Genomic DNA, 21743 nt, shown 5'->3' with positions numbered 1-21743 from the left:
TATAGAGGTTTCCGGCGTTATTCGTAACTATCCTCAATTTCGCAGCCGTCCAGTTTTGAGATAGGGGATTCCGTATACTTTATGCCGGCGTCGTTAAGCGCTTTTTGCATAGTTTCAATCTGCCTATCCATCGCATGGATATGATCCAGCATGTGATTAATCGCGTAGGCGATCGGATCGGGCATGTCGGTGGTTGCGCCATAAGCATGAAACCCCATCTTGTAGGCAATCTTGTCGCGTTCTGCAGCGGCGGCTTTGCTTTTCGGATCGACGATATGGCCGGGAATGCCAACTACGGTCGCACCGGCGGGCACCGGTTTTAAAACGACCGAGTTTGAACCCACGCGGGCATTCTCACCGATATCGATAGGGCCTAAAACTTTTGCTCCCGCACCTATTACCACGCCGTTATGCAGGGTTGGGTGGCGCTTGCCTTTATCCCAGCTGGTCCCGCCTAAAGTCACGCCGTGATACAACGTGCAATCGTCGCCGATCACCGCTGTCTCGCCGATCACCACGCCCATGCCGTGGTCGATGAAAAAGCGTCGGCCAATGACGGCGCCGGGGTGAATTTCAATGCCGGTCAGCCAACGGCCGGTATGGGCAATAAAACGGGCCAGCCATCTGAATCCTGCCGTCCAGCAAATATGGCTGAGCCGGTGAATGAGGATTGCATGAAAGCCAGGGTAGGTGGTAATTACTTCAAAGACAGATTGTGCTGCCGGGTCGCGATCAAAAACGCAGGCAATATCTTCTTTCAGTCGGTTAAACATCGTTATTCCTCTTGTGGCCTTGGGACATCCGCAAGATGCCCCGAAGTATGTCCAGTTCCTTAGTATCCAGTTGTATCCGGTTATATATTCTGCGCAAGCGCCGCATGATGGATTTTGATTTGGCCGGATGCATGAAGCCAATATCGGATAATGCTTCAGCCATATGGGTATAAAAAGATTCCATTTGCGCGGCCGTGGCCAAAGCTTGCTCACCTTTATCGCCGACAAAAATTTCTTCTTGCGGCGCCAAGCCGGATGTTACAAATAATTCATAACAAACAACTTGTACGGCCGCGGCAATATTCAGCGAGCTGTATTCGCTGTTGCAGGGAATGCGCAGTAAAAAATGGCACAGATCCAACTCATGATTTTTTAAGCCCGAATTTTCCCGGCCGAAAAGAATGGCTACTTTATTGCCGGGCTCACGGATCAGTATTTTCTCCGCGCATTCCCGGGGCGTAATTTCCGGCCAGCTAATCGTTCGGCCCCGGGCGCTGGCGCCAATAACCAATTGGCAATCGGCAACGGCTTCTTGCAAAGTTTCGCAAACGGTTGCGCCCGATAATACGTCGTCAGCCCCGGATGCCCTGGAGGTCGCGTCGGCGCTGGGAAATATTTTAGGCGCCACCAGGCAGAGGTTATGCATCTTCATGTTTTTCATTGCCCGGGCAACGGCGCCGATATTTCCCGGATGCGTTGTTTCGACCAATACGATTTTTATAGTAGACAGCAAAGCGTTGTCCTTGGGTAAAAAAAGAGCCTAAGTTTAGCAAAAGATTTGCTATTATATGCGCTTTTCGGCAATTGCTTGGTTACATGGATGTAATTGAACGCAGAAAATGCACGAGCATTTTCTGTCCTGCATTGCTAGGCCGTAGGGACGTGGTGGCCGCGATTGCTCCATGCAATCTTGCGGCATTCCACCATCCCTGGTAGTCAGCCGCGATTGCTCTATGCAATTTCGCGGCATTTCCTCCTTCTCTGGAGGTCAATGTAGAAAAGGGCTTGGAGCAGTTTTCTACCAACATCCTGCTCTGATGCAGTCGTCCGTGTTTATATATATCGAAATCCGCCTATGCAACCCATGTTAAATATTGCCGTCCGCGCCGCTAGAAGCGCCGGCGACTTGATACTCCGCTCATCTGAAAATATCGATCGTCTGCATGTCGACCAGAAAGGTAAAAACGATTATGCCAGCGAGGTTGACCGTATGGCCGAACGGGAAATCATCAACATTATCAAGACGGCCTATCCCGAGCACAGTATTTTGGCGGAAGAAAGCGGGGCGCAGGAAGGTAATGATTTTGTCTGGGTTATCGATCCTCTGGACGGCACCACCAATTTTCTGCACGGCTTTCCGCAATATGCGGTTTCCATTGCGTTGAAATACAAAGGCAGGATTGAAGTGGGGGTCGTTTACGATCCGCAACGCGATGAATTATTTACCGCCAAACGCGGCGGCGGCGCGATGTTAAACAATCGCCGCCTTCGGGTGACCAAGCAAACCAGCTTGAAAGGCGCATTAATCGGCACCGGTTTTCCGTTTAAAACCGATCTGCATATGGATGCTTATTTGGGAATGTTCCGCGCTATCGCAACCGATTCGGCCGGAATTCGCCGTGCGGGCGCTGCAGCGCTTGATTTGGCTTATGTGGCTGCCGGCCGATTGGACGGTTTTTGGGAAATCGGCCTGATGGAATGGGATATGGCCGCGGGAGTTCTATTGATAAAAGAAGCAGGCGGTGCGGTTACCGACTTTTCTTTTAATGATAAGTATCTGGAATCGGGCAACCTGATCGCCGGTAGTCCTAAAATGCATCAGGTCATGTATCAGCTGATAGAGCCGCATGTTACCGATAATTTGAAATAATTGTTGGGTAGAAAATTCAAGCCCTGGCAACTATAGGCGAAAGGCGAAAGGTGTTTTTCGCCTTTCGCTTTTTCCCCGTGTTCTCTTCAAAAAATTTGCAACGCCAGCATGATGGCGTCTTCGCGGCCGTTTTCGGCTTGATAGTAACCTTTCCTGATGCCGATTTCGTTGAAGCCCATGTCCTGGTAAAGAGCGAGGGCGACGGTATTGGACGGCCTGACTTCAAGAAACATTGTTTCTGCCCGGCCTCGGGCCGTTTCTATAAGATTCTCCAGCATTTTGCGGCCTATGCCTTGTCCCTGTTCGGCCGGCGCCACGCAAATATTTAAAACATGGGCTTCGCCTACAGCCATTGACAGTATGCAGTATCCCAATATGACATCCTGCTCTTCGCAGACCCAGCAGTTATAGTTCGCTCTAAAGCAGTCCCTGAAAATATCCTCGCCCCAGGGAAATTGGTAGCTTGCTCTTTCGATTGCCATCACTTGAGGCAAGTCGGAGCTTCTCATTTTTCTCAAGCGCATTAAGTCTTTTCTACCTACTGAGTCGGGAAATAATTTAGCGTAGAACTCTCTATCGGCATCGTAAGTTATAAAATCTTTTATTTTGTCTAACATTATTCCCAACATGATCAACCTTTAATTTTTTTGTGCCCAAAGGGCATAAGTTTCGTTTGAGCGGACAAGCCGCTCAACTCAGCTTTATATGTTTGCATCGCGAGTTTTAAGTCCGTCCAGGCTTTGCGCTTATCCAGCAATGACCTCAGTAAGTACGCGGGGTGATAGACTACAATAACCGGGGTATCATTTAAAGTATGGATTTTCCCCCTCAATTTGCCGATAGGTTCATCCGTATTCAGCAGCGCTTGCGCGGCAATCCGTCCTAAAACGACAATGATTTTCGGTTTGACCAATGCTATTTGCCGTAATAAATAAGGCTTGCAGGATTCGATCTCGATGGGTTTGGGGTCGCGGTTAGCGGGAGGGCGGCATTTGACAATATTGGCGATAAAGACTTCTTCGCGATCAAGACCGATAGCTCTTAACATTTCCGTTAACAACAGACCCGCCTTGCCGACGAAAGGCAAGCCTTGTTGATCTTCATTTTGTCCGGGGCCTTCGCCGATAATCATCCATTCGGCATTTTTATTGCCCGAACCGAAAACAGTTTGAGTGCGCGTTTTGCACAACTCGCATTTAGTGCATGGGGAGACTTCGGCTTGTAAGGTTTCCCAGTTGTCGGTAGGTTGTTCAGGTTCGGGCGGCGCATTTTCAGCTATAGTGTCAGCTGTTTCTAAGGTCGATTCAATTGTCGCTGAGGGCTCGAATGTCGAGTCTTGCTCTTGAGCAGGGACAGCTCGGGGCAACCAGACATCGATGCCCATGGCTTCCAGGTATTGCAGGCGTGTTGCGTTATCCAAAGCCGACTCAGCCAGTTATTCGCAACGCTGGAGCGTTGCAGGATGCGCTCCCACGCCGGCGCGTGGGAACGATGAGTCTTTTGCCTTGAGCCTTGCGCCTTTCACCTTCCACCTCAATCAGACGTCCCCTTTCTGAGGATGTTGACGTTGATCGGGGCTTTGCAGTTTATTGACGGCATTAATATAGGCTTTGGCCGAGGCGATAACAATGTCGGTATCGGCACCCAAGCCGTTAACAATCCGGCCCGCCTGTTCAAGGCGGATGGTCACCTCGCCTTGGGCATCGGTGCCGTTAGTGATGCTGTTAACCGAATAAAGCTCCAGCGTGGCGTTGGTTTGCACCAGCTTTTCAATGGCTTTTAAACTGGCATCCACCGCACCGCCACCCTCGGCGTTGCCGGTGACTTCTTTGTTTGCCACGCGTAACGTAACGGTTGCGTTAGGTATTTCGCCGGTTTCAGAGCAGACTTTCAGGGCGATCAGTTTAACGTGCTCGTCTTCCGCTTCAAACGAAGCTTCCGAAATCAGCGTTTGCAAGTCTTCATCGAAAATTTCGTGCTTTTTGTCGGCCAATTGTTTAAAGCGGGCAAAAGCTTCGTTCAGTTCTTCTTCGGAAGCGAACTCAAAGCCCAATTCGGTAATGCGGCTCTTGAATGCATTTCTGCCGGAATGTTTGCCCAGCACCATACGGTTAGCGGTCCAGCCCACGTCTTCGGCGCGCATGATTTCGTAGGTTTCGCGGCTTTTCAATACGCCGTCCTGATGGATGCCTGCCTCATGCGCAAACGCATTGGCGCCGACGATGGCTTTGTTGGGTTGCACAGGGAAGCCGGTGATTGACGATACCAATTTTGAACAGGTCAAAATTTCGCGGGTATCAATGCCGGTTTGGCAAGTAAACACATCCTTGCGCGTGCGCACGGCCATGACCACTTCTTCCAGCGACGCGTTACCGGCGCGTTCGCCCAAGCCGTTAATCGTGCATTCAACCTGCCGAGCGCCGTTCATGACCGCCGACAGCGAATTGGCAACCGCAAGGCCCAAGTCGTTATGGCAATGCACCGAGAAAATCGCCTTGTCCGAATTAGGAATGCGGCGGATCAAATTCGCAATCGTCGCGCCGAACTGTTCAGGAACGCTGTAGCCGACGGTATCAGGGATGTTTAGTGTTGTCGCCCCGGCATCGATAACGGCTTCGAGAATCCGGCATAAGAAGTCTTCTTCCGAGCGGCCCGCATCTTCCGGCGAAAACTCGACATTGTCGGTATATTGCCGCGCGCGTTTAACAGCCCTGACCGCATACTCAATGACTTGTTCCGGCTGCATCTGCAATTTCATTTGCATATGGATGGGCGAGGTGGCGATAAAGGTATGAATACGCGATTGGTTGGCGCCTTTTAGCGCTTCGCCGGCACGATCTATATCCTTATCCAGGGCGCGGGCCAGTCCGCAGACCACACTGTCTTTTATGACGTTGGCGACCGATTGAACGGCTTCAAAATCGCCTGGGCTGGCGGCAGGGAAACCGGCCTCAATCACATCGACTCTTAAACGTTCCAAGGCCTTGGCAATCCGTATTTTTTCATCGCGAGTCATTGATGCGCCGGGACTTTGCTCGCCATCGCGCAAGGTTGTATCGAATATAATTAATTTGTCTTTCATAAAAACTCCATTCTCGGCAATTGCTCCCTGCATCGTCTCGGTAATAGCTCCTTGCAGTCGTAAAGCGGCTGTTTTGGGTGCTCTACTTCTTGCCTCCATGCGATCGATGAAGGATTACCAACTGTTAGATTGATATACGGATATAGGGGATTAAATCGTTAATATAGAAAAAGATAGTTGCCCGTCAGGGCAGGAATCTTAAAGGCTGGCATAACCATGTACATAAAGCAGTTCCGGCAAACATTGCGCCGGAAAGATAATTTAGAAATGCATGATTGATTTGAATAAACATGGTCGTGACTATACGCCAATGGCTATGCGGCCTCAAGCAGATTTTACGCTTTACGCCCCTGCAGTTTGCGTTTACGCACGATCAAGGTGATAACCGGGCCTGAAATCGCGTAACCTAAAAATAGCAAGAACAACATCGTTTGCGGTTGCGCCATCACAAAAGCGATGGCCAGCATTGCGGCGATGGCGACAATAAAAGGCACTTTGCCTTTTAAATCGATTTTTTTGAAGCTCCAATAACGGAAATTGCTGACCATCAATAAACCGGTGCTGACGGTTAACGCGAGCGCAAAATATTTGAACAGCTCGATGTCGTATTTATACTCCAGGCAAATCCAGATGAAGCCGGCCAGGATAGCGGCGGCGGCAGGGCTGGGCAGGCCTTGGAAATAATTCTTGTCGGCCGTTGCCAACTGGGTGTTAAAGCGCGCGAGCCTTAACGCGCCGCCCGCCGCATGAACAAATGCGGCAAACAGGCCCAATTTGCCAAGGCTGGAAAATGCCCATGCATACATGACCAACGCCGGAGCCGCGCCGAATGAAACCATATCGGAAAGACTGTCGTATTGGGCGCCGAACTCGCTCTGTGTATTGGTTAGCCGAGCCACGCGCCCGTCCAGGCCATCCAGAATCATCGCTACGAAAATGGCTACGACAGCGGTCTCGTAACGTCCGCCCATCGCCGAAGTAATTGCATAGAAGCCGGAAAACAGGGCTCCCGTGGTAAATAAATTGGGCAGCAAATAAATTCCACGGCGACGAGTTAAGCGTTTTTCTGGAAGCATATTTTAATCAATCCTTTAGGTTTAAGAGGTCGGTAAAGAACATTGCGATGAATTATACAATGAGCCTGCAAACTGCACCTAGCTTAATCAAGGTTAGCGTTAGCCGGAACGGTGAAGGGCTAGCTAAATTTGCGTCAAGGATTGGAATAAAGTCATCTAATCCGGGTACTTCCGGTAGGTTTGAGCGGCTAGTCAAAACGTAATTATTTCAGCGTACCTAATAGAACATGGACGACACGGATTAAACGGATTGTCACTGATTTTAAAAGCGTAATTAAACTGGGCTTGAACTAGAAATCCCTGTTAAATCAGTCTGGCCCGTGCCATCCGTGTGCCGTTTCTCTATGTACTGAATAGTTATGTCAGAACCGGGATGGAGATGCGATGATCAATCGGGTCAATCAAAACTAATATTTTTTCTCAAAGCCTTAAGTCTGCTTTGTTTGGCTTTACTATCCAGGCGTTTTAGTTTCGAGCTCTGGGTCGGCTTTGTTGCTTTGCGCTTTTTGTGTGTAACGGCTACGCTTTGGATCAATGCCTGCAACCGATTTAAGGCATCCTCCTTGTTTTTTTCCTGAGTTCGATGCTGCTGCGCTTTGATAATAATCATGCCCTCTTTAGAGATGTTTAAAGCCAATAGTTTTTCTTTATAAAACTCAGGTAATGAGGATGCGTTAATGTCAAACCGCAAGTGAACGGCGCTTGAAACTTTATTGACATTCTGTCCGCCGGTTCCTTGCGCACGAATTGCGTGAATTTCAATTTTACTATCCGGAATATTGGCCTGATTGGATATTTGCAACATCGATATCAAGTTCTCCGGTTAATTCAGCAGGTTAAATGTAGCGGAACGGCTACTACAAAAATACCAAAGCAATAGCGCTATATGAACGCCATTAATACCGCCTTTTATGATTTGCGATATATTATTACTTTGTAAACTTAAAAGTATTTTTGAATATCTATCATTGGAGCGATAAAGCATGAGCAACCCTGTTACCTTGACCCGGTTCATCATTGAGCAGCAGCGCGAGCTGCCAGGCGCGTCGGGCGCGTTTACGTCGTTATTGAGCGATATTGTGACCGCCTGTAAAAAAATCTCGCATCTGGTCAATCAAGGCAACTTGGTCGGCGTATTGGGCAGTGCCGATTCCGAGAACGTTCAGGGCGAGGTGCAAAAGAAACTGGATATCATCTCCAATGACATCATGATCGATGCGCTGAGTTGGTCCGGACATTTGGCCGGCATGGCGTCCGAAGAAAACGACGAGCTTATTCCGATTCCTCCGCACTATCCGAAAGGCAAATACCTGGCGCTGTTCGATCCGTTGGACGGTTCTTCGAATATCGATCTCAACCTGACGGTCGGCACTATATTTTCAATACTGCGTTGCCGCGAAGGCGCGGAGCCGACGCTGGAAGATTTTCTGCAAAAAGGCAGCGAGCAAGTTTGCGCCGGTTTTGTGTTGTACGGCCCGTCGACGATGATGGTGTTGACGACAGGTCACGGCGTCAACGGTTTCACGTTGGATCAGGACGTCGGCGAATTTATGCTGACGCATCCGAATATGACGATTCCGGCAGACGCAAAAGAATTTGCGATCAACATGTCTAACCATCGTTTCTGGGAGCCGCCGATGCGCCGCTATATCGACGAATGCGTGCAAGGTACGGACGGGCCGCGCGGCAAGAATTTTAACATGCGCTGGATTGCGTCGTTGGTGGCCGAGGTCTACCGGATACTGATGCGCGGCGGCATTTTTATGTATCCGTACGATTTTCGCGATCCGTCGAAGCCCGGCCATCTGCGCCTGTTGTACGAAGCCAATCCGATGGCGTTTATTATCGAACAGGCGGGCGGAGCCTGTTCGACAGGGCGCGAGCGGATTCTCGATCTTAAGCCTAATGCGCTGCACCAGCGCGTTCCGCTGGTCTTGGGGGCTAAGAACGAGGTCGAGCGGGTCGTCGGCTATCATTTGGAAGCGGATAAAAATTAATCGGCAAAGTTTGCTTGGGCGGTTAAATCGTCTCCTTGCCGGAGAACGGGACTAAAAAATAGCTTCCCTGTATGTTAAAATTCCCGTTTTTTAATTTCACTATTTGAGTTTCTCCATGAATAAACCAAAAAAAGTTGCGATTCTCACCGCAGGCGGCTTGGCCCCTTGCTTAAACTCGGCCATCGGCAGCCTGATCGAGCGTTACACTGAAATCGATCCTTCCATTGAAATCATCTGCTACCGTAGCGGCTATAAAGGTTTGTTGTTGGGCGATTCTTATGCCGTGACTCCGGAAGTTCGCGCCAAAGCAAGCCTGTTGCACCGTTTCGGTGGTTCGGTCATCGGCAACAGCCGCGTCAAGCTGACTAACGTTAAAGACTGCGTTAAACGCGGCTTGGTGCAAGAAGGCGAAGATCCGCAAAAAGTTGCTGCCGACCAATTGGTTAAAGACGGCGTTGACGTTCTACACACTATCGGCGGCGACGATACCAACACCGCGGCGGCCGATCTTGCTGCGTTCCTCGCGCAAAACAACTACGGCCTGACTGTTATCGGCCTGCCTAAAACCGTCGATAACGATGTGTTCCCAATCAAACAATCGCTGGGCGCCTGGACTGCTGCCGAGCAAGGCGCGCGTTACTTCTGGAACGTGGTTGCCGAAAACAACGCCAACCCGCGCATGTTGATCGTTCACGAAGTGATGGGCCGCAGCTGCGGTTGGTTGACTGCTGCGACTGCTGTTGAATACCGCAAGATGCTGGACCGTGCCGAATGGCTGCCTGAGCTGGGCTTGAGCCGCGAAAGTTATGAAGTTCACGGCGTATTCATTCCGGAAATGGCTATCGATATTGCTGCCGAAGCGGCCCGTCTGCGCGCAGTGATGGATAAAGTCGATTGCGTCAACATCTTCGTATCGGAAGGCGCCGGCGTTGAGTCTATCGTTGCAGAAATGCAAGCTAAAGGCCAGGAAGTGCCGCGCGATGCGTTCGGCCACGTCAAACTGGATGCGGTTAACCCAGGCAAATGGTTCGGCGACCAGTTCGCGCAAATGCTCGGTGCCGAAAAAACATTGGTGCAAAAATCAGGTTATTTCGCCCGCGCTTCAGCATCTAACGCCGAAGACGTCCGCTTGATCAAATCTTGCGCGGACTTGGCCGTTGAATGCGCGTTACGCCGCGAGGCCGGCGTTATCGGCCACGACGACGATAACAACTTTGTATTGCGCGCGATCGAGTTCCCGCGCATCAAAGGCGGCAAACCGTTCAACATCGATACGCCTTGGTTTACGCAAACGCTGGCGGAAATCGGTCAGCCTAAAGGCGCCAAAGTTTCGGTTGGACATTAAAGCTGAGTTGAGCGGCTTGTCCGCTAACGAAACTTATGCCCTGTGGGTAAAAATCTGATTGCATTGTCCCTACGCTTCGGCGCTGGTCGTTATTACAAGTCTCTATTTCGATAGTCTTGGATCTGGCGTTAGGCGGGCACATGCCGATAGGCAGACCTTCCAGGTTTTTACTGGAGCCGCTCCCGGCGGCTCCAGCACTTCTGACCTCCAGGGATGGAGGAAATGCCGAGAATTGCCGGGAGTAGTCTCGGCCGCCATCCGTGGCAGTCGTAAAACCTGGAAGGTCTAACTGGCCGTATTCTTAACAGGCGGCTGTTATTCCAAGATCAGGGATGCGGACGAGAAACTCCAGGTTCGCGAAAACCACGCATCATGAACTCCGACTATATTTTTGTTTATGGAACGCTCAGGCGCGATACGAACAGCGAAATGCATCGTCTCTTGGTTCGGTATGCCGAATTCGTAAGTGACGCAACATATCGTGGCAAACTTTATAAAATCGATTACTACCCAGGCGCCGTTCCTTCCGATAATCCCGGTGATGTAGTGCAGGGCGAAGTTTATTTGCTTCATCAAGCCGATAGTGTGCTGCCGCTGCTCGACCAATATGAGGAATGTGGTCCCGAGTTTCCCGAACCCAACGAGTACAGCCGCCGTCAGCAATCCGTGCTACTTAAAGACGGACGCCTCGTTAGCGCATGGGTTTATATTTACAACCGTTCCACGGAAGGCCTGAAACCGATTACGCAATACCTTCCTGTTCAGCCTTAATACTTTTATGATTACTATCATTCAACGCGTTACGTCTGCTAAAGTTACCGTCAATAATAAGGACATCGGCAAAATCGATACCGGCATTATGGCGCTGGTCGCAGTGGAAAGGGCCGATACCGAAAAAGACGCCCAGCGTTTGCTGGAGCGTATCCTCAATTACCGGATTTTTGCCGATAGCGATGATCGCATGAACCTGAGTTTGAGGGACATTAACGGCGGTTTGTTGCTGGTGCCGCAATTTACATTGGCTGCGGATACCCAAAAAGGCAATCGGCCCAGTTTTATTTCCGCTGCGCCGCCGGAAAAAGGCAGGGAACTATTCGATTATTTGCAGCAGTTGGCAAAGCAAACGTATTCTAATGTTGCATTCGGCGAGTTCGGCGCCGACATGCAGGTTTCGCTGGTCAATAACGGTCCGGTGACGTTCACTTTAAGAACGCAATATTGACAGGGATAATATAGTGCTCGCGCATTAAATTCGGCATTTCATTCCTTTACCCCATAGCGACTCCAGATTCATATTAAGTTAATAACAGCCGCACGCCACCTGATTGGCAGAAGCTAATTAAGCGGATATTTTCCAGTCTATGCAGACACGGCTTTTTGCTGTTCGGCCAATACGCGTAAGCTATCCAGCACCTGAGGCAACACAATGGAATCGCTATCGCGCGGAAAAACCATATACGTGGGCAATCTAAATTGCGGGCTGCCGGGAACATGAAACAATTTTCCGGCTTTGACTAAAGGTTCAGTCATGCGCATAGGCAGAAAGCATGAGCCGCCGTTGCAGAGGATTAGCTGCACCCCCAGCCAACCGACATTCACCGTTTGGGGAGGGCTTTCCAGGTCGGGGTAACTGCTACTGTGCAACGCATAAAACGCCGGCCCCCAATCCACGTAAATATAATCGTCATTCGGCCAGGGTTTATCGGGATCGGTGGTAAATAGTGCCAGCGTTTCATCGAATAAATGTTCAATCTGGAGGCCGGGGCTATGTTGAGGTGTATACATGATGCCCACGTCCATCCTGCCTTCGATCAAGGATCGCATTAAATCCTCTTCAAAGCCGATTTCGCTGCGAATGGAAATATTCGGAGCCTGCTTTCGCATGGTGCCCACCCATCGCGGTAGCAGTTCTTCCCATAAAGCAATTCGTGTCCCCACTGTAATGCTCGCGCGAAAACGGCTGGGCAAGCCAATGTCATGCCGCGCCTGTTCCAATGTCAATAACAGGGATTTGGCATGGCGTAAGAAACGATGTCCTGAAAGCGTTAACGCGGCGCCGGAGCGATTGCGCACAAACAGGGTCACGCCAAGATAGGATTCCAGCCGCTGTATACGGGTGCTCACTGTCGATTGGGTGACATACAGCCTGCTTGCCGCTTCCAGAAAGCTGCCGTTGGCGACTACGCTCAAAAAAGTTCTGATCTGATCTATATCCATAGCCTTAATATCGGACATATCGATATTAATGTCCAATAAATATCGTTTGTCTAATACACCGATAAATTTCTATAGTAACTGCACCAAAACCGGTCGCCTGAAAAAGCGGCTGTAGGCAAATGATTCCTTTAACCCGTTTGGAGAAAACATGTTTCCTATTCAGCGATCCTTGCCTAATTTAATAAACTGCGGTGTGCTGTCGGTAGTGGTTTTGGCATTGGCCGGCTGTCTGGCTGAACCGATTAACCCGTCAACCGCTAAGCTGCACGAAATTCGCTCGCTTTTGGTGGTGCCCGTGGAACCTCCTCCTCTTGAAGTAATTCCGGACCCGATTGAAGCCCGGTATCCTGTTTACAATCAGTTTGTGTTTCAAATTCTGTCGTCAGACATGATAGTGGAGAAAACAGTCTATAGAAGCCCAGGTGGAGTATTAATCGCCGGTTTAGTTAGCAAGGAAGATACTATGCCCGTGGTGGATCTCCGTTCGACGTCGGATCCAACGCGCCTGGAACCTGTCGCCTCACTCAAGGACAACTGGTCGCCCTCGCTGGTGCTGGCGCAGAAAGCCGTTTCGCAATTGAATGCAAAACAGGTCAAAGCAATTATGAGCGGGCATTATTGTCCTCTGCCTGTCGCGCAAAAAGACCGTAACGCAAATCCCGATAATTGGAATCACGCCATTGTACAGTGGTACAAGCAGGAACTGTCGCCCGTTGATTATCGCCAACCCGGCCTGGAACCCGTCGATGCCGTGTTGGAAGTGGCTATCGGCAACTATAGGATTTTTAACGTGCAAAGCTCGTTGCGGGTACTGGTCAAGCTGATCGATCCCGATACCCGGCAAGTCATCGGGAGAGTCACCGAGAGCACTTATTCTGTTGAAGATTCTCCGCAAACCTTGCTCGCTCATGACGCCGAAAAATTCAAACAGCTCGTGACCCGGATGGGCGCGCAACTGATCAATCGGAATCTCAACGAGCTTGGACTGCCGCTGAATGTAAATATTCAGCTTGCTGAGCCGGAGGATATATGACCGTCGTCTATGCTAAACGCCTGCGCGGTTGGCGCTTCATCCTGTTTAATGCAGCGCTGAGCCTGGGACATATGATCGTGCTGTTCAATGTCGGCTCTTATATTGCGTTGCTGCCGCATGTTGCCGGCGACCTGGGCGGCGTGTTGCCGAGCTTTACCACTTGGGGCCAGACCTATTTCATCATTGCGCTGGGGCTGGCTTTTCCTGTCGCGCGTTGGTTATCCGGCATCATAGGAGGGTATCGTTTGTTTAGCGCGGCATTTGTCGTGTATGCCTTTGCTTCTTATCTGTGCGCGATCAGCCAAAGCCTGGAGCTGTTTGTTCCGGGGCGCATCCTGCTCGGCCTTTCAGGCGGCATTACGCTGTATACAGGACAGGCCCTGTTGTTGAAAGAATATCCGGATCGGCTGAAATTGTTGGGTTTGGGGATATGGGGCTTGGTCACGCTGATGCCTTTTACGATCAGCTTTCCGATAGGCGGCGCGATTGCCGACGAACTGGGCTGGCGCTACCTGTTTTACCTGAATATTCCTCTTGCCCTGGTCATCGCGGCGGTTATCGGTTCATTGCTTGCCGGGCGGGGATTCGAGCCCAGCTACACGCGTTTCGACGAGGTCGGTTTCGTGCTGCTGGTTTTGATTCTCGGCAGCGCGCAGACCATCCTGAACCAGGGCAATGATTTCGACTGGCTGGATTCGCCGTTCCTGGTCTTCATGCTGATCGTTCTGATCGTAGCCTTGCCCTGTTTTATTATCTGGGAGCTTGACGAACCCCATCCGGTATTCAACCTGCATCTTTTCGCCCACCGGAATTTTGCTATAGGCGTGATTTGCCTGTTTACCGGATTCCTGTCGATCCAGGGGCTGCTTTCAGTGTTCATCGTCCAACTGCAAGTATTGCTGGGCTATTCTTCATTCCTGGCCGGCATGGCTTATCTGCCGATGATCCTGCTTGCGGTGCCGGTGACCGTGGCGATGCACAAACTGCTCAAAAACCTGGATGCCCGCCTGCTGGCCTGCATCAATCTGCTGGGATTCTCGTTTACCTTTTATTGGATAGGCCTGTTCGACGAGCCCGGTTCATTCGACCGGATTGCTTGGCCCATGTTACTGCTCGGCTGTTTTCTGGGTTCGTTTTTCATGCCGCTGACCAAGCTGACCCTGCACGGACTGCATGGCATTAAAGAAATACGCGCGGCCGAAGAAGCCGGATTTTTGCGGGTTGTCGCCGGCGCAATCGGCATCACCTTGCAAGGTGTCGTGCTGTTTCGGCAAGCCCCCGTCCATCGGCTTCATCTTGCCGATCATTTCGGGGGGCGGCGCTTTGCTTCCCTCGATGCGCTGCAAGGGTTTTCATCGAAATTAGAGAGCGCAGGGCTTGATACAGCGATGGTCAACGGCAAGCTCCTGGCCGTCATCAAACAACATGCAACCCTGCTGGCATTAAACGACGCCTTCATGCTGACAAGCTACCTGTTCCTCGGATTGGCCGGCCTGGTGTGGCTGGCTTACCCCACCTATCAACCGCTTCATCCAACCGTTAAGGAAGAACTGGCGGATCTTCAGGCGGAAGAGATAGTGGAGGAAATATGATTTGCGTTAGAGCGACTTATAACTGATTGTATTTATGATGAAAAAGTTACGTGGATGCTTATGTTGCAACGGGGGACTGAAATTTATTTTACGGCTTCGCACCGATTGAGACCCGGATTGAATTGCCATCACTTTTATAAAGGAACATGTTTATGAACATCGATAGATTTAAGCAAGACCATGTTGCAATCCTTACAGAGGTAACAGAACTCAGAAAGTTAATCCAAGCCGGCGTTATGCAAAATGCCGACGTGATTGCCAGGAAGATTGTTTCGATAAGTTCGACGATCAAACTGCACTTGGCGGCGGAAGATCGCACGCTCTATCCGAGATTGTTGGACTCGGGAGATCATGATATAGCCCAAATTGGGCAGGTTTATCAAGCCGAAATGGGAGATATTGCGGCCGCTTACATGGAGTTTGCCCGCAACTGGAATATTGAGTCCAAAGTGTCCGCAAATCCTGAGGGGTTTAAAGAAGAGGCCAACAATATTTTCAAGAACCTGCATCAGCGCATCCAACGTGAAAATAGAAGCCTCTATCCCTTGGCTGAGCGTGTCTGACAACACTCGTTGAAAATAAACCGCCTTCACGCCATGCGCAATGACCAAAATGAGGACAGTATGACTCATCGAATTAAGTTATATCGATTGCTGCTTTTTAGCTTCTATGTCGTGTTTATGCTCTTGTTGACGTCCGGTTGCGCCTGGATACCGCCGGGAGATAAGCCCGCCGAGTTCCGGAAAACCCCAGCCATGGAGTACGCGCGGGCTGATAGCGATCCGCATGCTCTTGCCGGACATTGGCCTCATGAAGGCTGGTGGCGGGAATTCGGCAATTCTGAACTCAACGGCCTGATGGATGCCGGGCTAAAGGACAACATCGGCCTTAAGGTCGCTGCCGCCCGGCTACGTCAAGCGCAAGCCCTGATCCGCGTGGAAGGCGCCAGGTTGCTGCCGTTCCTTGATGCCGAGGCGGAATTCGAGAATACCCGTATTTCAGAGCATGGTGTTTTTGCCGTGCTCAACCGTGCGGAGGCGGCGGGAGCAAACATCGTCTTCGGCAGGATTAATCCGTTCAACTTCCGCTACGAATTCGATTTCTGGGGAAAAAATCGCGCCGCGCTGGAAGCGGCAATGGGCGAGGCGGCCGCCGAGGAGGCGGAACAGGCCGAAGTCCTGCTTCAACTGACTGCCGCAATTGCACGGTCCTATATACGTGGATTTGCGCTACGGCAGCAGCTCGACCTGGCTCATACCATGGTTGAGTTGCGGCGCGGCTTGCTCGATATGGACAAGACCCGGTTGAAGTCGGGGCTGGATTCCGCCGATCCGGTGAAGCAGGCGGCTATCGATTTGGAGCAGGCAAACAAGCGCGAAGCGGGTATCCGGGACCAGCTGGATATGCAGCGGAACCTGCTGGCCCGGCTGATCGGTAAAGGCCCCGAGTCAACGCAAAATCTGTTTGCCGGCACAACAATTAACCCGGAACAGATGCGTTTGCCTGAGAAACTTCCGTTGGAGTTGCTTCGTCATCGGCCGGATCTCGCCGCGGCCCTCTACCGGGCCGAAGCGGCGGCGCAACGGGTCAAGGTAGCTAAAGCCGGCTTCCTGCCTACCATCGACCTGACCGCGTTTGCCGGCGTGAATGCCCTCAGGTTGACGAAGGGCGCAAGTTCCCTGGCTAACCTGCTGTTTTCAGGTTCCAGTTTTTCCTACGGGATCGCACCCGGCCTGCGGCTCCCGTGGTTCGAGGGCGGGCGTTTGCGCGGCGAGCTCTCGGCGCAACGGGCGGAGTACGACGGCGCAGTGGAGCTTTACAACGACACCTTGCTGCATGCCGTGCAGGAGGTGGCCGATAGCCTGAGCCGTTGGCGGGAGACGCAAGCGATCCTTGAAGCGCACGGCCGCCTGCTGTCTGCGCAACACGAAAACCTGGGACTCGTTGATCGGCGTTATCGCAGCGGCCTGGATGACCGTAGGGCGTTGCTGGTACGGGAGCATGCGCTGCTGGATCAGGAATACGTCTCGAAGACGCTGGAAGCGGATCGGCGGGTTGCCGTCGTCGATTTGGTGGAAGCGTTAGGCGGCGGGTATGTGAACGATCTTAAGACGAGCGGGCAGAATCCCGAACCCAAACAGTTCCGTTGGTTGCCGTGGGAGATTTAAGCGAAGTCTTGGGCGGTTCCCCAACGCAAACAGCAAACGAAAAAACTGAAAACGTATGCATAAATAAAACAAGGTATCGACGATATAAACACTTATGAAAACTCATCCCAAGAATATTCGCATCCGCCGCAACCGTTACCTGTTGTTGGTTGCGCTAGCGCTGGTTGCAGGCGCTTTGATTTATGCCGGTTATTGGTGGCACTACTGCCGTTTCCGGGTTGTAAGCCGTAATGCGTTCATTACCGGCAATCTCATTCCGGTGGAGGCCGATGCGACAGGTATCGTTACGCAGGTCATGGCTGAGGAAAGCCAATACGTGAACAAGGGCGACCTGCTGGTTCGTCTCGATGAACATCGCGCACAGACCGCTTTGGGCCAAAGGCGGGGCGAGCTGGGCCAGGTAGTCCGCGAGATCGGGGCTGTTTTTGCGACGCGCCGGCAAATGTGTCAAAAACTGCTGGCTCATTCGGCCCGCTTAGCCAAGGTGCGCCACGATGTGCTGCGACTGCGGCAGGCGTTGCCGAACGGTTCCGTATCCGAACAGGCCATGCAAAATGCCGAAGACCAGATGACGGCGCTCGAAGCCGAGATGCGCGAGGCCGAGGCGGAGCTTAAATCCGTAGAAGCGAAAGTGGGCGGTACCGACAGAGTCCTGCACCCCGACGTGGAAGCGGCCAAGCATAAATTCATCGCCGCCTATCTCGACTATTCGCGGCAGCAAATCCATGCTCCCGTTTCAGGCTATGTGTCGATGCGCAAGGTTCAGGTCGGAAACCGGGTTCAACCCGGCGACCCGCTAATGACGCTTGTTCCGCTGGACCATCTGTGGGTGGAGGCGAATCTACGGGAGACCGAGATAGCGCAAATACGCCCCGGCCAACCGGCGGAGATTAGCGTCGATCTGTACGGAAAGGACATTGTCTATCATGGTGCGGTGGAAGGTTTGGTGCCGGGTACCGGCAGTGTTTTTGCTCTACTGCCGCCGGATAATGCATCGGGAAATTTCATTCATATCGTGGAGCGTGTTCCGGTGCGCATCGCATTGCGGAAAGACGAGATACTGAAAAACCCGATTCGCCCGGGACTTTCCACCACCACCTCGATCTACGTCAAGGAGTCGGAACACCCCCTGGCTGCTTCGCTTGCCGCGGTTTCGAGCCAGGAATATGGAACGGACATTTTTGTCGATGAACTGGCCGACGCGGAAGCCAAGGCTCAAGCAATTATCAGCGATAATTTGCTTCAAAAAAACGAGCCGATAGAGCCGAATTGTAAGCCTCCCGAGCCGGCAGCCGCTTACCGATGATGTCGATTTTATCCATTAATCGAAGCAAATGCTTTGAGCCGGGCAAATCGATTTTGCGTCAGGTGGACGGCGGTTTATCTACGGACAGCGTTGACAGATCGGCTTTGAAGCCGAAACGGGCCGCATCCGCCAGCGTATATTTGTCCAGCACCGCCATGAATGCGCGTTGCGCCTCATATAAAGTAGCCTTCAGGAAGCAGTCGCGAGTGAGCCGGCACTGGTTGTTCGGGGCATCGAAGCACTCGACCAGGTTCATATTAGGTTCGGTTGCTCGTACCACTTCGCCCACGCCTATCGTGTAGGCGGGGCGGGCCAACTGGATGCCGCCGCCTTTGCCTCGTGTAGTCATAATGAATCCCTGGTTGACCAGGCTATTCGTTACCTTCATTAGATGGTTGCGGGAAATTTCATAATATTCCGCAATCTCTGAAATTGTCGCCATGCCCGGTTCCGGTAAGCGGGCAAGATGAATCAGTAAACGCAGTGAAAGATCGGTAAATTGCGTAAGTTGCATATTCTATACTCCTTTAAATTAAAGGTAATTTTAAATTAATCCTTAAAAAACTAAAGGATAGGCTTGACTGATTTTGAAATCACAAATAAGATGTATTTGAAATGCATCTTATTGTTATGCTTCGTTCGCGCCATCTTCTTCCCCCTCATAGGACGCGGCTCTTTAAGATGCATTCTAAACACCTTTTTAATTATTTGGAGAAATAACATGTCACAAGAGTCTTTGTACGAGAAACTGGGCGGCGAAGCTGCCGTCAATGCCGCTGTCGATATTTTTTACCGCAAGGTGTTGAGCGACGGCCGCATCAGTTCCTTTTTCGAAGGCGTGGATATGGAAACCCAGGCCGCAAAACAAAAGGCATTCCTGACCATGGCTTTCGGCGGGCCGCATAATTACAGCGGCCTCGATATGCGTCGCGGTCATGCCCATTTGGTCGAGCGCGGCCTGAACGACAGCCATGTCGATGCGGTAATCGAAGACCTTGGTGCGACTCTTCGCGAGTTGGGCGTAACAGAGGAGCTGATCGCCCAGGTTGCCGCTATCGCCGAAAGCACGCGAGACGACGTGCTGAGCCGTTAATCTTAAAAAAGCTGTTGAGCAGCTTGCCTGCTCAAACGAAACTTAATGCTTGGGTATAAACACGGAATAGCACGGATGAACGGTATTAGCTTTTCCCGGCATCATGATTTGGTTTTTCGGTATGTTCCCAGCCTGCGGCCGTTTACGGCCTGAGCTTTAGCGGTAAATTTTTTTCCGGCAGCGGATGGTCCTGATTGTTCGTTTGCTGCCGGAAACGTTGCTACAACTGACTTATTCAGGAGAATTATCATGTCCGGTTTTAAAAAATATCAATGCAGAGAATGCGAGCATATCTATGATGAAGCAAAGGGCGACCCCGATAGCGGTCTTGCACCCGGAACCCGCTGGGCCGACATACCGGACGACTGGGCTTGCCCGATCTGTGGCGCGCCTAAAGATTTTTTTAAATTAATGGAATAAGCCGTATTTTTTGTGAAAATAGGCGCCGTTCAATAAATCACCGGTGTTACGCATACAGATGATAAAAAGCGTCGTCCACGAAAAGTACAAAAAGAAAGCACGAAAATTTGTTCCCAAACTCTTGCGGCCATTGTTATAGACAGCTTTACGGCCGTCCCTGATCTAAGGGTAGGCAAGCAGGCCACTAGGCAGACCTTCCAGGTTTTATACGACGGCCAGGGATGGCGGCCGAGACTGCCGGGAGCGGCTCCGGTAAAAAACTGGAAGGTCTGACGGGCAAAGCTCTGGACCGCGGGACCTGTCGAAAGTACGATCTTACATGCCGGCGAAAAACCTACGGCTGGTATTTTTTCGTGCTTTTCATGGATACTGCGCAATATCAGTAAATTAAACTGGAAGATGGAGAAACCGATGCCACGCGTCGTTGCCCTATATCGTTATCCCGTTAAGGGTTTCACGCCCGAAACATGCGATAGTTTAACTGTTCTCGATCAAGGCCGAATCGTTGGCGATAGGGTTCTCGGCTTCCGCTTTGCCAATTCAGGCGTGATCGGCGATGACTGGAGCAACAAGCACCAGTTCATTGCGCTGGTCAACACGCCCGGCATAGCGCGCCTCCAGCTTCGCTTCGACCACGGGACGCGTAGATTATGCATCAGCCGGGAAGGCGTAGTTTTGGTTAGTGAGTTGCTTGACGAGCAAGGCCGCAACAACATTGTCGCTGTAATCGAGAATTATGTGCTCAAGCTGGATGAAAACCCGGTTTCGTCTCATCCGGGCCGGCTCCCGCTACGGCTGGTTGGGGACGGCGTTACGCCCCGGTATCAGGACAATGAGGCTGGCCAAATAACATTGCACAGCCGTGCAAGTCTGGCGGCTGTCGGCGTTGCCGTCGGCGATAACGGGCTCAACGAACTTCGCTTCCGTTCGAATATCGCCATCGACGGACTGGATGCCTGGGAAGAGCAAGGCTGGGTGGGGCGGAAAATTCGCATCGGCCGCGTTAATTTCGACGTTGTCGCACCGAAGAGCAGGTGCCTTGCTACGCACGCAAATCCCGATTCCGGCGAACGGGACTTGCCGATCCTGCAAACGCTGACTCGCACCTTTAGTCAGAAAAAGCCGACTTTCGCGGTCGCGATGGTTACCTGCGGGGCCGGGGGGATGATTCATGTCGGCGATGAAGTCGCTCTGCTCGATTGAAAAAGGCGGATTACGCTATATATCGCTTTGGACAATCGCATTATGGCTGCCTGGCTTTAAACTCAAGTGAGGGTGACGATACGCCGTACAGGGCCGTTTGGCGAGTTTATAAGTCGGTAAACTCAATCTTGGATCGCTGCGCAGCTATCTGCTAAAGTCACCAAACTTATTCCAGTATTAATTGCCCCAAAAGTTTTTGCGCGTTTTTCATTGGAAGATTGGCAAAACTTTCGTGGGCGGTAGAGACGCGGTTTACTGCGTCTTTTGAAGGTGCTCCGTATAATCCTAAGAATACTGCGAATTCAGACGCGATAAATCGCGTCTACAGTTTAGACTAATATTCGTGAATGATCGTTTGGCCTAATCATCATCTTCTTCATAGGATTGAGCTTTAACATTATCGGGAATTTCCGGCATTTTGGCCGACCGCAACAGAATTAACGCGCTGCCCAAAACAAACAGCACCGCGACTATAAACAATACTATCCACATTCAATACGCCCCCATTTTTGGCTTGCTTAAGCCGGTTGCGATAGAATACGCCCACACAGATCATTTACCTACTTCA

The 21743-nt window shown here is 51.3% G+C and carries 23 protein-coding genes; 13 read left to right on the top strand and 10 right to left on the bottom strand.

Annotated elements, in window-relative coordinates; all coding sequences use genetic code 11:
• Positions 1 to 17 precede the first annotated feature (17 nt).
• Positions 18 to 773, bottom strand: a complete 756-nt coding sequence (gene cysE / locus EKO24_RS06110) for a serine O-acetyltransferase (RefSeq protein ID WP_127027159.1) — start codon at positions 771 to 773, stop codon at positions 18 to 20.
• Entirely contained in the window at positions 766 to 1506 is a 741-nt protein-coding gene (locus tag EKO24_RS06105) for an RNA methyltransferase (RefSeq protein WP_127027160.1), read from the bottom strand. The genes cysE and EKO24_RS06105 overlap by 8 nt, the downstream gene beginning before the upstream one ends.
• A gap of 342 nt (positions 1507 to 1848) precedes the next feature.
• Between EKO24_RS06105 and EKO24_RS06100 the strand changes: the two genes are divergently transcribed.
• Positions 1849 to 2643, top strand: a complete 795-nt coding sequence (locus EKO24_RS06100; RefSeq protein ID WP_127027161.1) for an inositol monophosphatase family protein — start codon at positions 1849 to 1851, stop codon at positions 2641 to 2643.
• Positions 2644 to 2729: 86 nt separating this feature from the next.
• Here the strand turns inward: EKO24_RS06100 and rimI are convergent, their stop codons facing one another.
• The 5 genes from rimI to arfB all read right to left on the bottom strand — a co-directional run bounded on the left by rimI (position 2730) and on the right by arfB (position 7606).
• The gene (rimI, locus tag EKO24_RS06095) at positions 2730 to 3260 is read right to left on the bottom strand and encodes a ribosomal protein S18-alanine N-acetyltransferase (protein ID WP_421743901.1); all 531 of its coding nucleotides are present in this window, start codon (positions 3258 to 3260) and stop codon (positions 2730 to 2732) included.
• 14 nt (positions 3261 to 3274) lie between these two features.
• Positions 3275 to 4063: a uracil-DNA glycosylase gene (locus EKO24_RS06090; protein WP_196239997.1), complete on the bottom strand. Its 789-nt coding sequence runs from the start codon at positions 4061 to 4063 to the stop codon at positions 3275 to 3277.
• Between the two features lie 117 nt (positions 4064 to 4180).
• Positions 4181 to 5725 (bottom strand): 2-isopropylmalate synthase, encoded by a 1545-nt coding sequence (locus EKO24_RS06085; protein ID WP_127027163.1) that lies wholly within the window; start codon positions 5723 to 5725, stop codon positions 4181 to 4183.
• 335 nt (positions 5726 to 6060) lie between these two features.
• Entirely contained in the window at positions 6061 to 6801 is a 741-nt protein-coding gene (pssA, locus tag EKO24_RS06080; RefSeq protein WP_127027164.1) for a CDP-diacylglycerol--serine O-phosphatidyltransferase, read from the bottom strand.
• 397 nt (positions 6802 to 7198) lie between these two features.
• Positions 7199 to 7606, bottom strand: coding sequence for an alternative ribosome rescue aminoacyl-tRNA hydrolase ArfB (arfB, locus tag EKO24_RS06075; protein ID WP_127027165.1), 408 nt, complete (start codon positions 7604 to 7606; stop codon positions 7199 to 7201).
• A 178-nt stretch (positions 7607 to 7784) separates the two neighbouring features.
• Here arfB and EKO24_RS06070 point away from each other — a divergent pair, with 178 nt between their 5' ends.
• The 4 genes from EKO24_RS06070 (at position 7785) to dtd (ending at position 11365) form a co-directional block, all read left to right on the top strand.
• Positions 7785 to 8798 (top strand): class 1 fructose-bisphosphatase, encoded by a 1014-nt coding sequence (locus EKO24_RS06070; RefSeq protein ID WP_127027166.1) that lies wholly within the window; start codon positions 7785 to 7787, stop codon positions 8796 to 8798.
• A gap of 115 nt (positions 8799 to 8913) precedes the next feature.
• Entirely contained in the window at positions 8914 to 10143 is a 1230-nt protein-coding gene (locus tag EKO24_RS06065; protein ID WP_127027167.1) for a pyrophosphate--fructose-6-phosphate 1-phosphotransferase, read from the top strand.
• 372 nt (positions 10144 to 10515) lie between these two features.
• A complete protein-coding gene (locus EKO24_RS06060; RefSeq protein ID WP_127027168.1) occupies positions 10516 to 10914 on the top strand; it encodes a gamma-glutamylcyclotransferase family protein in 399 nt (132 codons plus the stop codon).
• A 7-nt stretch (positions 10915 to 10921) separates the two neighbouring features.
• Positions 10922 to 11365 (top strand): D-aminoacyl-tRNA deacylase, encoded by a 444-nt coding sequence (dtd, locus tag EKO24_RS06055; protein WP_127027169.1) that lies wholly within the window; start codon positions 10922 to 10924, stop codon positions 11363 to 11365.
• Between the two features lie 137 nt (positions 11366 to 11502).
• On the opposite strand, the gene EKO24_RS06050 is transcribed toward dtd, so the two are convergent.
• A complete protein-coding gene (locus EKO24_RS06050) occupies positions 11503 to 12378 on the bottom strand; it encodes a LysR family transcriptional regulator (protein ID WP_241674412.1) in 876 nt (291 codons plus the stop codon).
• 130 nt (positions 12379 to 12508) lie between these two features.
• On the opposite strand from EKO24_RS06050, the gene EKO24_RS06045 reads away from it, so the two are divergent.
• The 5 genes from EKO24_RS06045 (at position 12509) to EKO24_RS06025 (ending at position 18459) form a co-directional block, all read left to right on the top strand.
• Positions 12509 to 13393, top strand: a complete 885-nt coding sequence (locus tag EKO24_RS06045; RefSeq protein WP_127027170.1) for a hypothetical protein — start codon at positions 12509 to 12511, stop codon at positions 13391 to 13393.
• Positions 13390 to 14985 (top strand): DHA2 family efflux MFS transporter permease subunit, encoded by a 1596-nt coding sequence (locus EKO24_RS06040; protein WP_127027171.1) that lies wholly within the window; start codon positions 13390 to 13392, stop codon positions 14983 to 14985. The genes EKO24_RS06045 and EKO24_RS06040 overlap by 4 nt, the downstream gene beginning before the upstream one ends.
• 152 nt (positions 14986 to 15137) lie before the next feature.
• Positions 15138 to 15548 carry a hemerythrin domain-containing protein gene (locus EKO24_RS06035; RefSeq protein ID WP_127027172.1) on the top strand — a complete coding sequence of 137 codons (411 nt, stop codon included), beginning with the start codon at positions 15138 to 15140 and terminating at the stop codon, positions 15546 to 15548.
• Positions 15549 to 15608: 60 nt separating this feature from the next.
• Positions 15609 to 17153, top strand: a complete 1545-nt coding sequence (locus EKO24_RS06030; protein WP_127027173.1) for an efflux transporter outer membrane subunit — start codon at positions 15609 to 15611, stop codon at positions 17151 to 17153.
• Between the two features lie 94 nt (positions 17154 to 17247).
• Positions 17248 to 18459, top strand: coding sequence for an HlyD family secretion protein (locus tag EKO24_RS06025; RefSeq protein WP_127027174.1), 1212 nt, complete (start codon positions 17248 to 17250; stop codon positions 18457 to 18459).
• A gap of 58 nt (positions 18460 to 18517) precedes the next feature.
• Here EKO24_RS06025 and EKO24_RS06020 read toward each other — a convergent pair whose 3' ends face one another.
• Positions 18518 to 18973, bottom strand: a complete 456-nt coding sequence (locus EKO24_RS06020) for an Rrf2 family transcriptional regulator (RefSeq protein WP_127027175.1) — start codon at positions 18971 to 18973, stop codon at positions 18518 to 18520.
• 207 nt (positions 18974 to 19180) lie between these two features.
• Between EKO24_RS06020 and EKO24_RS06015 the strand changes: the two genes are divergently transcribed.
• The 3 genes from EKO24_RS06015 (at position 19181) to EKO24_RS06005 (ending at position 21175) form a co-directional block, all read left to right on the top strand.
• On the top strand, positions 19181 to 19552 hold the full coding sequence (locus EKO24_RS06015; protein ID WP_127027176.1) for a group I truncated hemoglobin: 372 nt from the start codon (positions 19181 to 19183) through the stop codon (positions 19550 to 19552).
• 249 nt (positions 19553 to 19801) lie between these two features.
• Entirely contained in the window at positions 19802 to 19972 is a 171-nt protein-coding gene (locus tag EKO24_RS06010) for a rubredoxin (protein ID WP_127027177.1), read from the top strand.
• A 411-nt stretch (positions 19973 to 20383) separates the two neighbouring features.
• On the top strand, positions 20384 to 21175 hold the full coding sequence (locus EKO24_RS06005; RefSeq protein ID WP_127027178.1) for an MOSC domain-containing protein: 792 nt from the start codon (positions 20384 to 20386) through the stop codon (positions 21173 to 21175).
• A gap of 360 nt (positions 21176 to 21535) precedes the next feature.
• On the opposite strand, the gene EKO24_RS23385 is transcribed toward EKO24_RS06005, so the two are convergent.
• Positions 21536 to 21667 (bottom strand): hypothetical protein, encoded by a 132-nt coding sequence (locus EKO24_RS23385; protein ID WP_277752495.1) that lies wholly within the window; start codon positions 21665 to 21667, stop codon positions 21536 to 21538.
• Positions 21668 to 21743 lie beyond the last annotated feature (76 nt).

It is taken from the genome of Candidatus Methylobacter oryzae, from assembly GCF_003994235.2.
GTDB lineage: Bacteria > Pseudomonadota > Gammaproteobacteria > Methylococcales > Methylomonadaceae > Methylobacter_A > Methylobacter_A oryzae.
The sequence above is the reverse complement of the archived record's forward strand: the minus strand, read 5'-3'. Positions and strand labels throughout refer to the sequence as shown.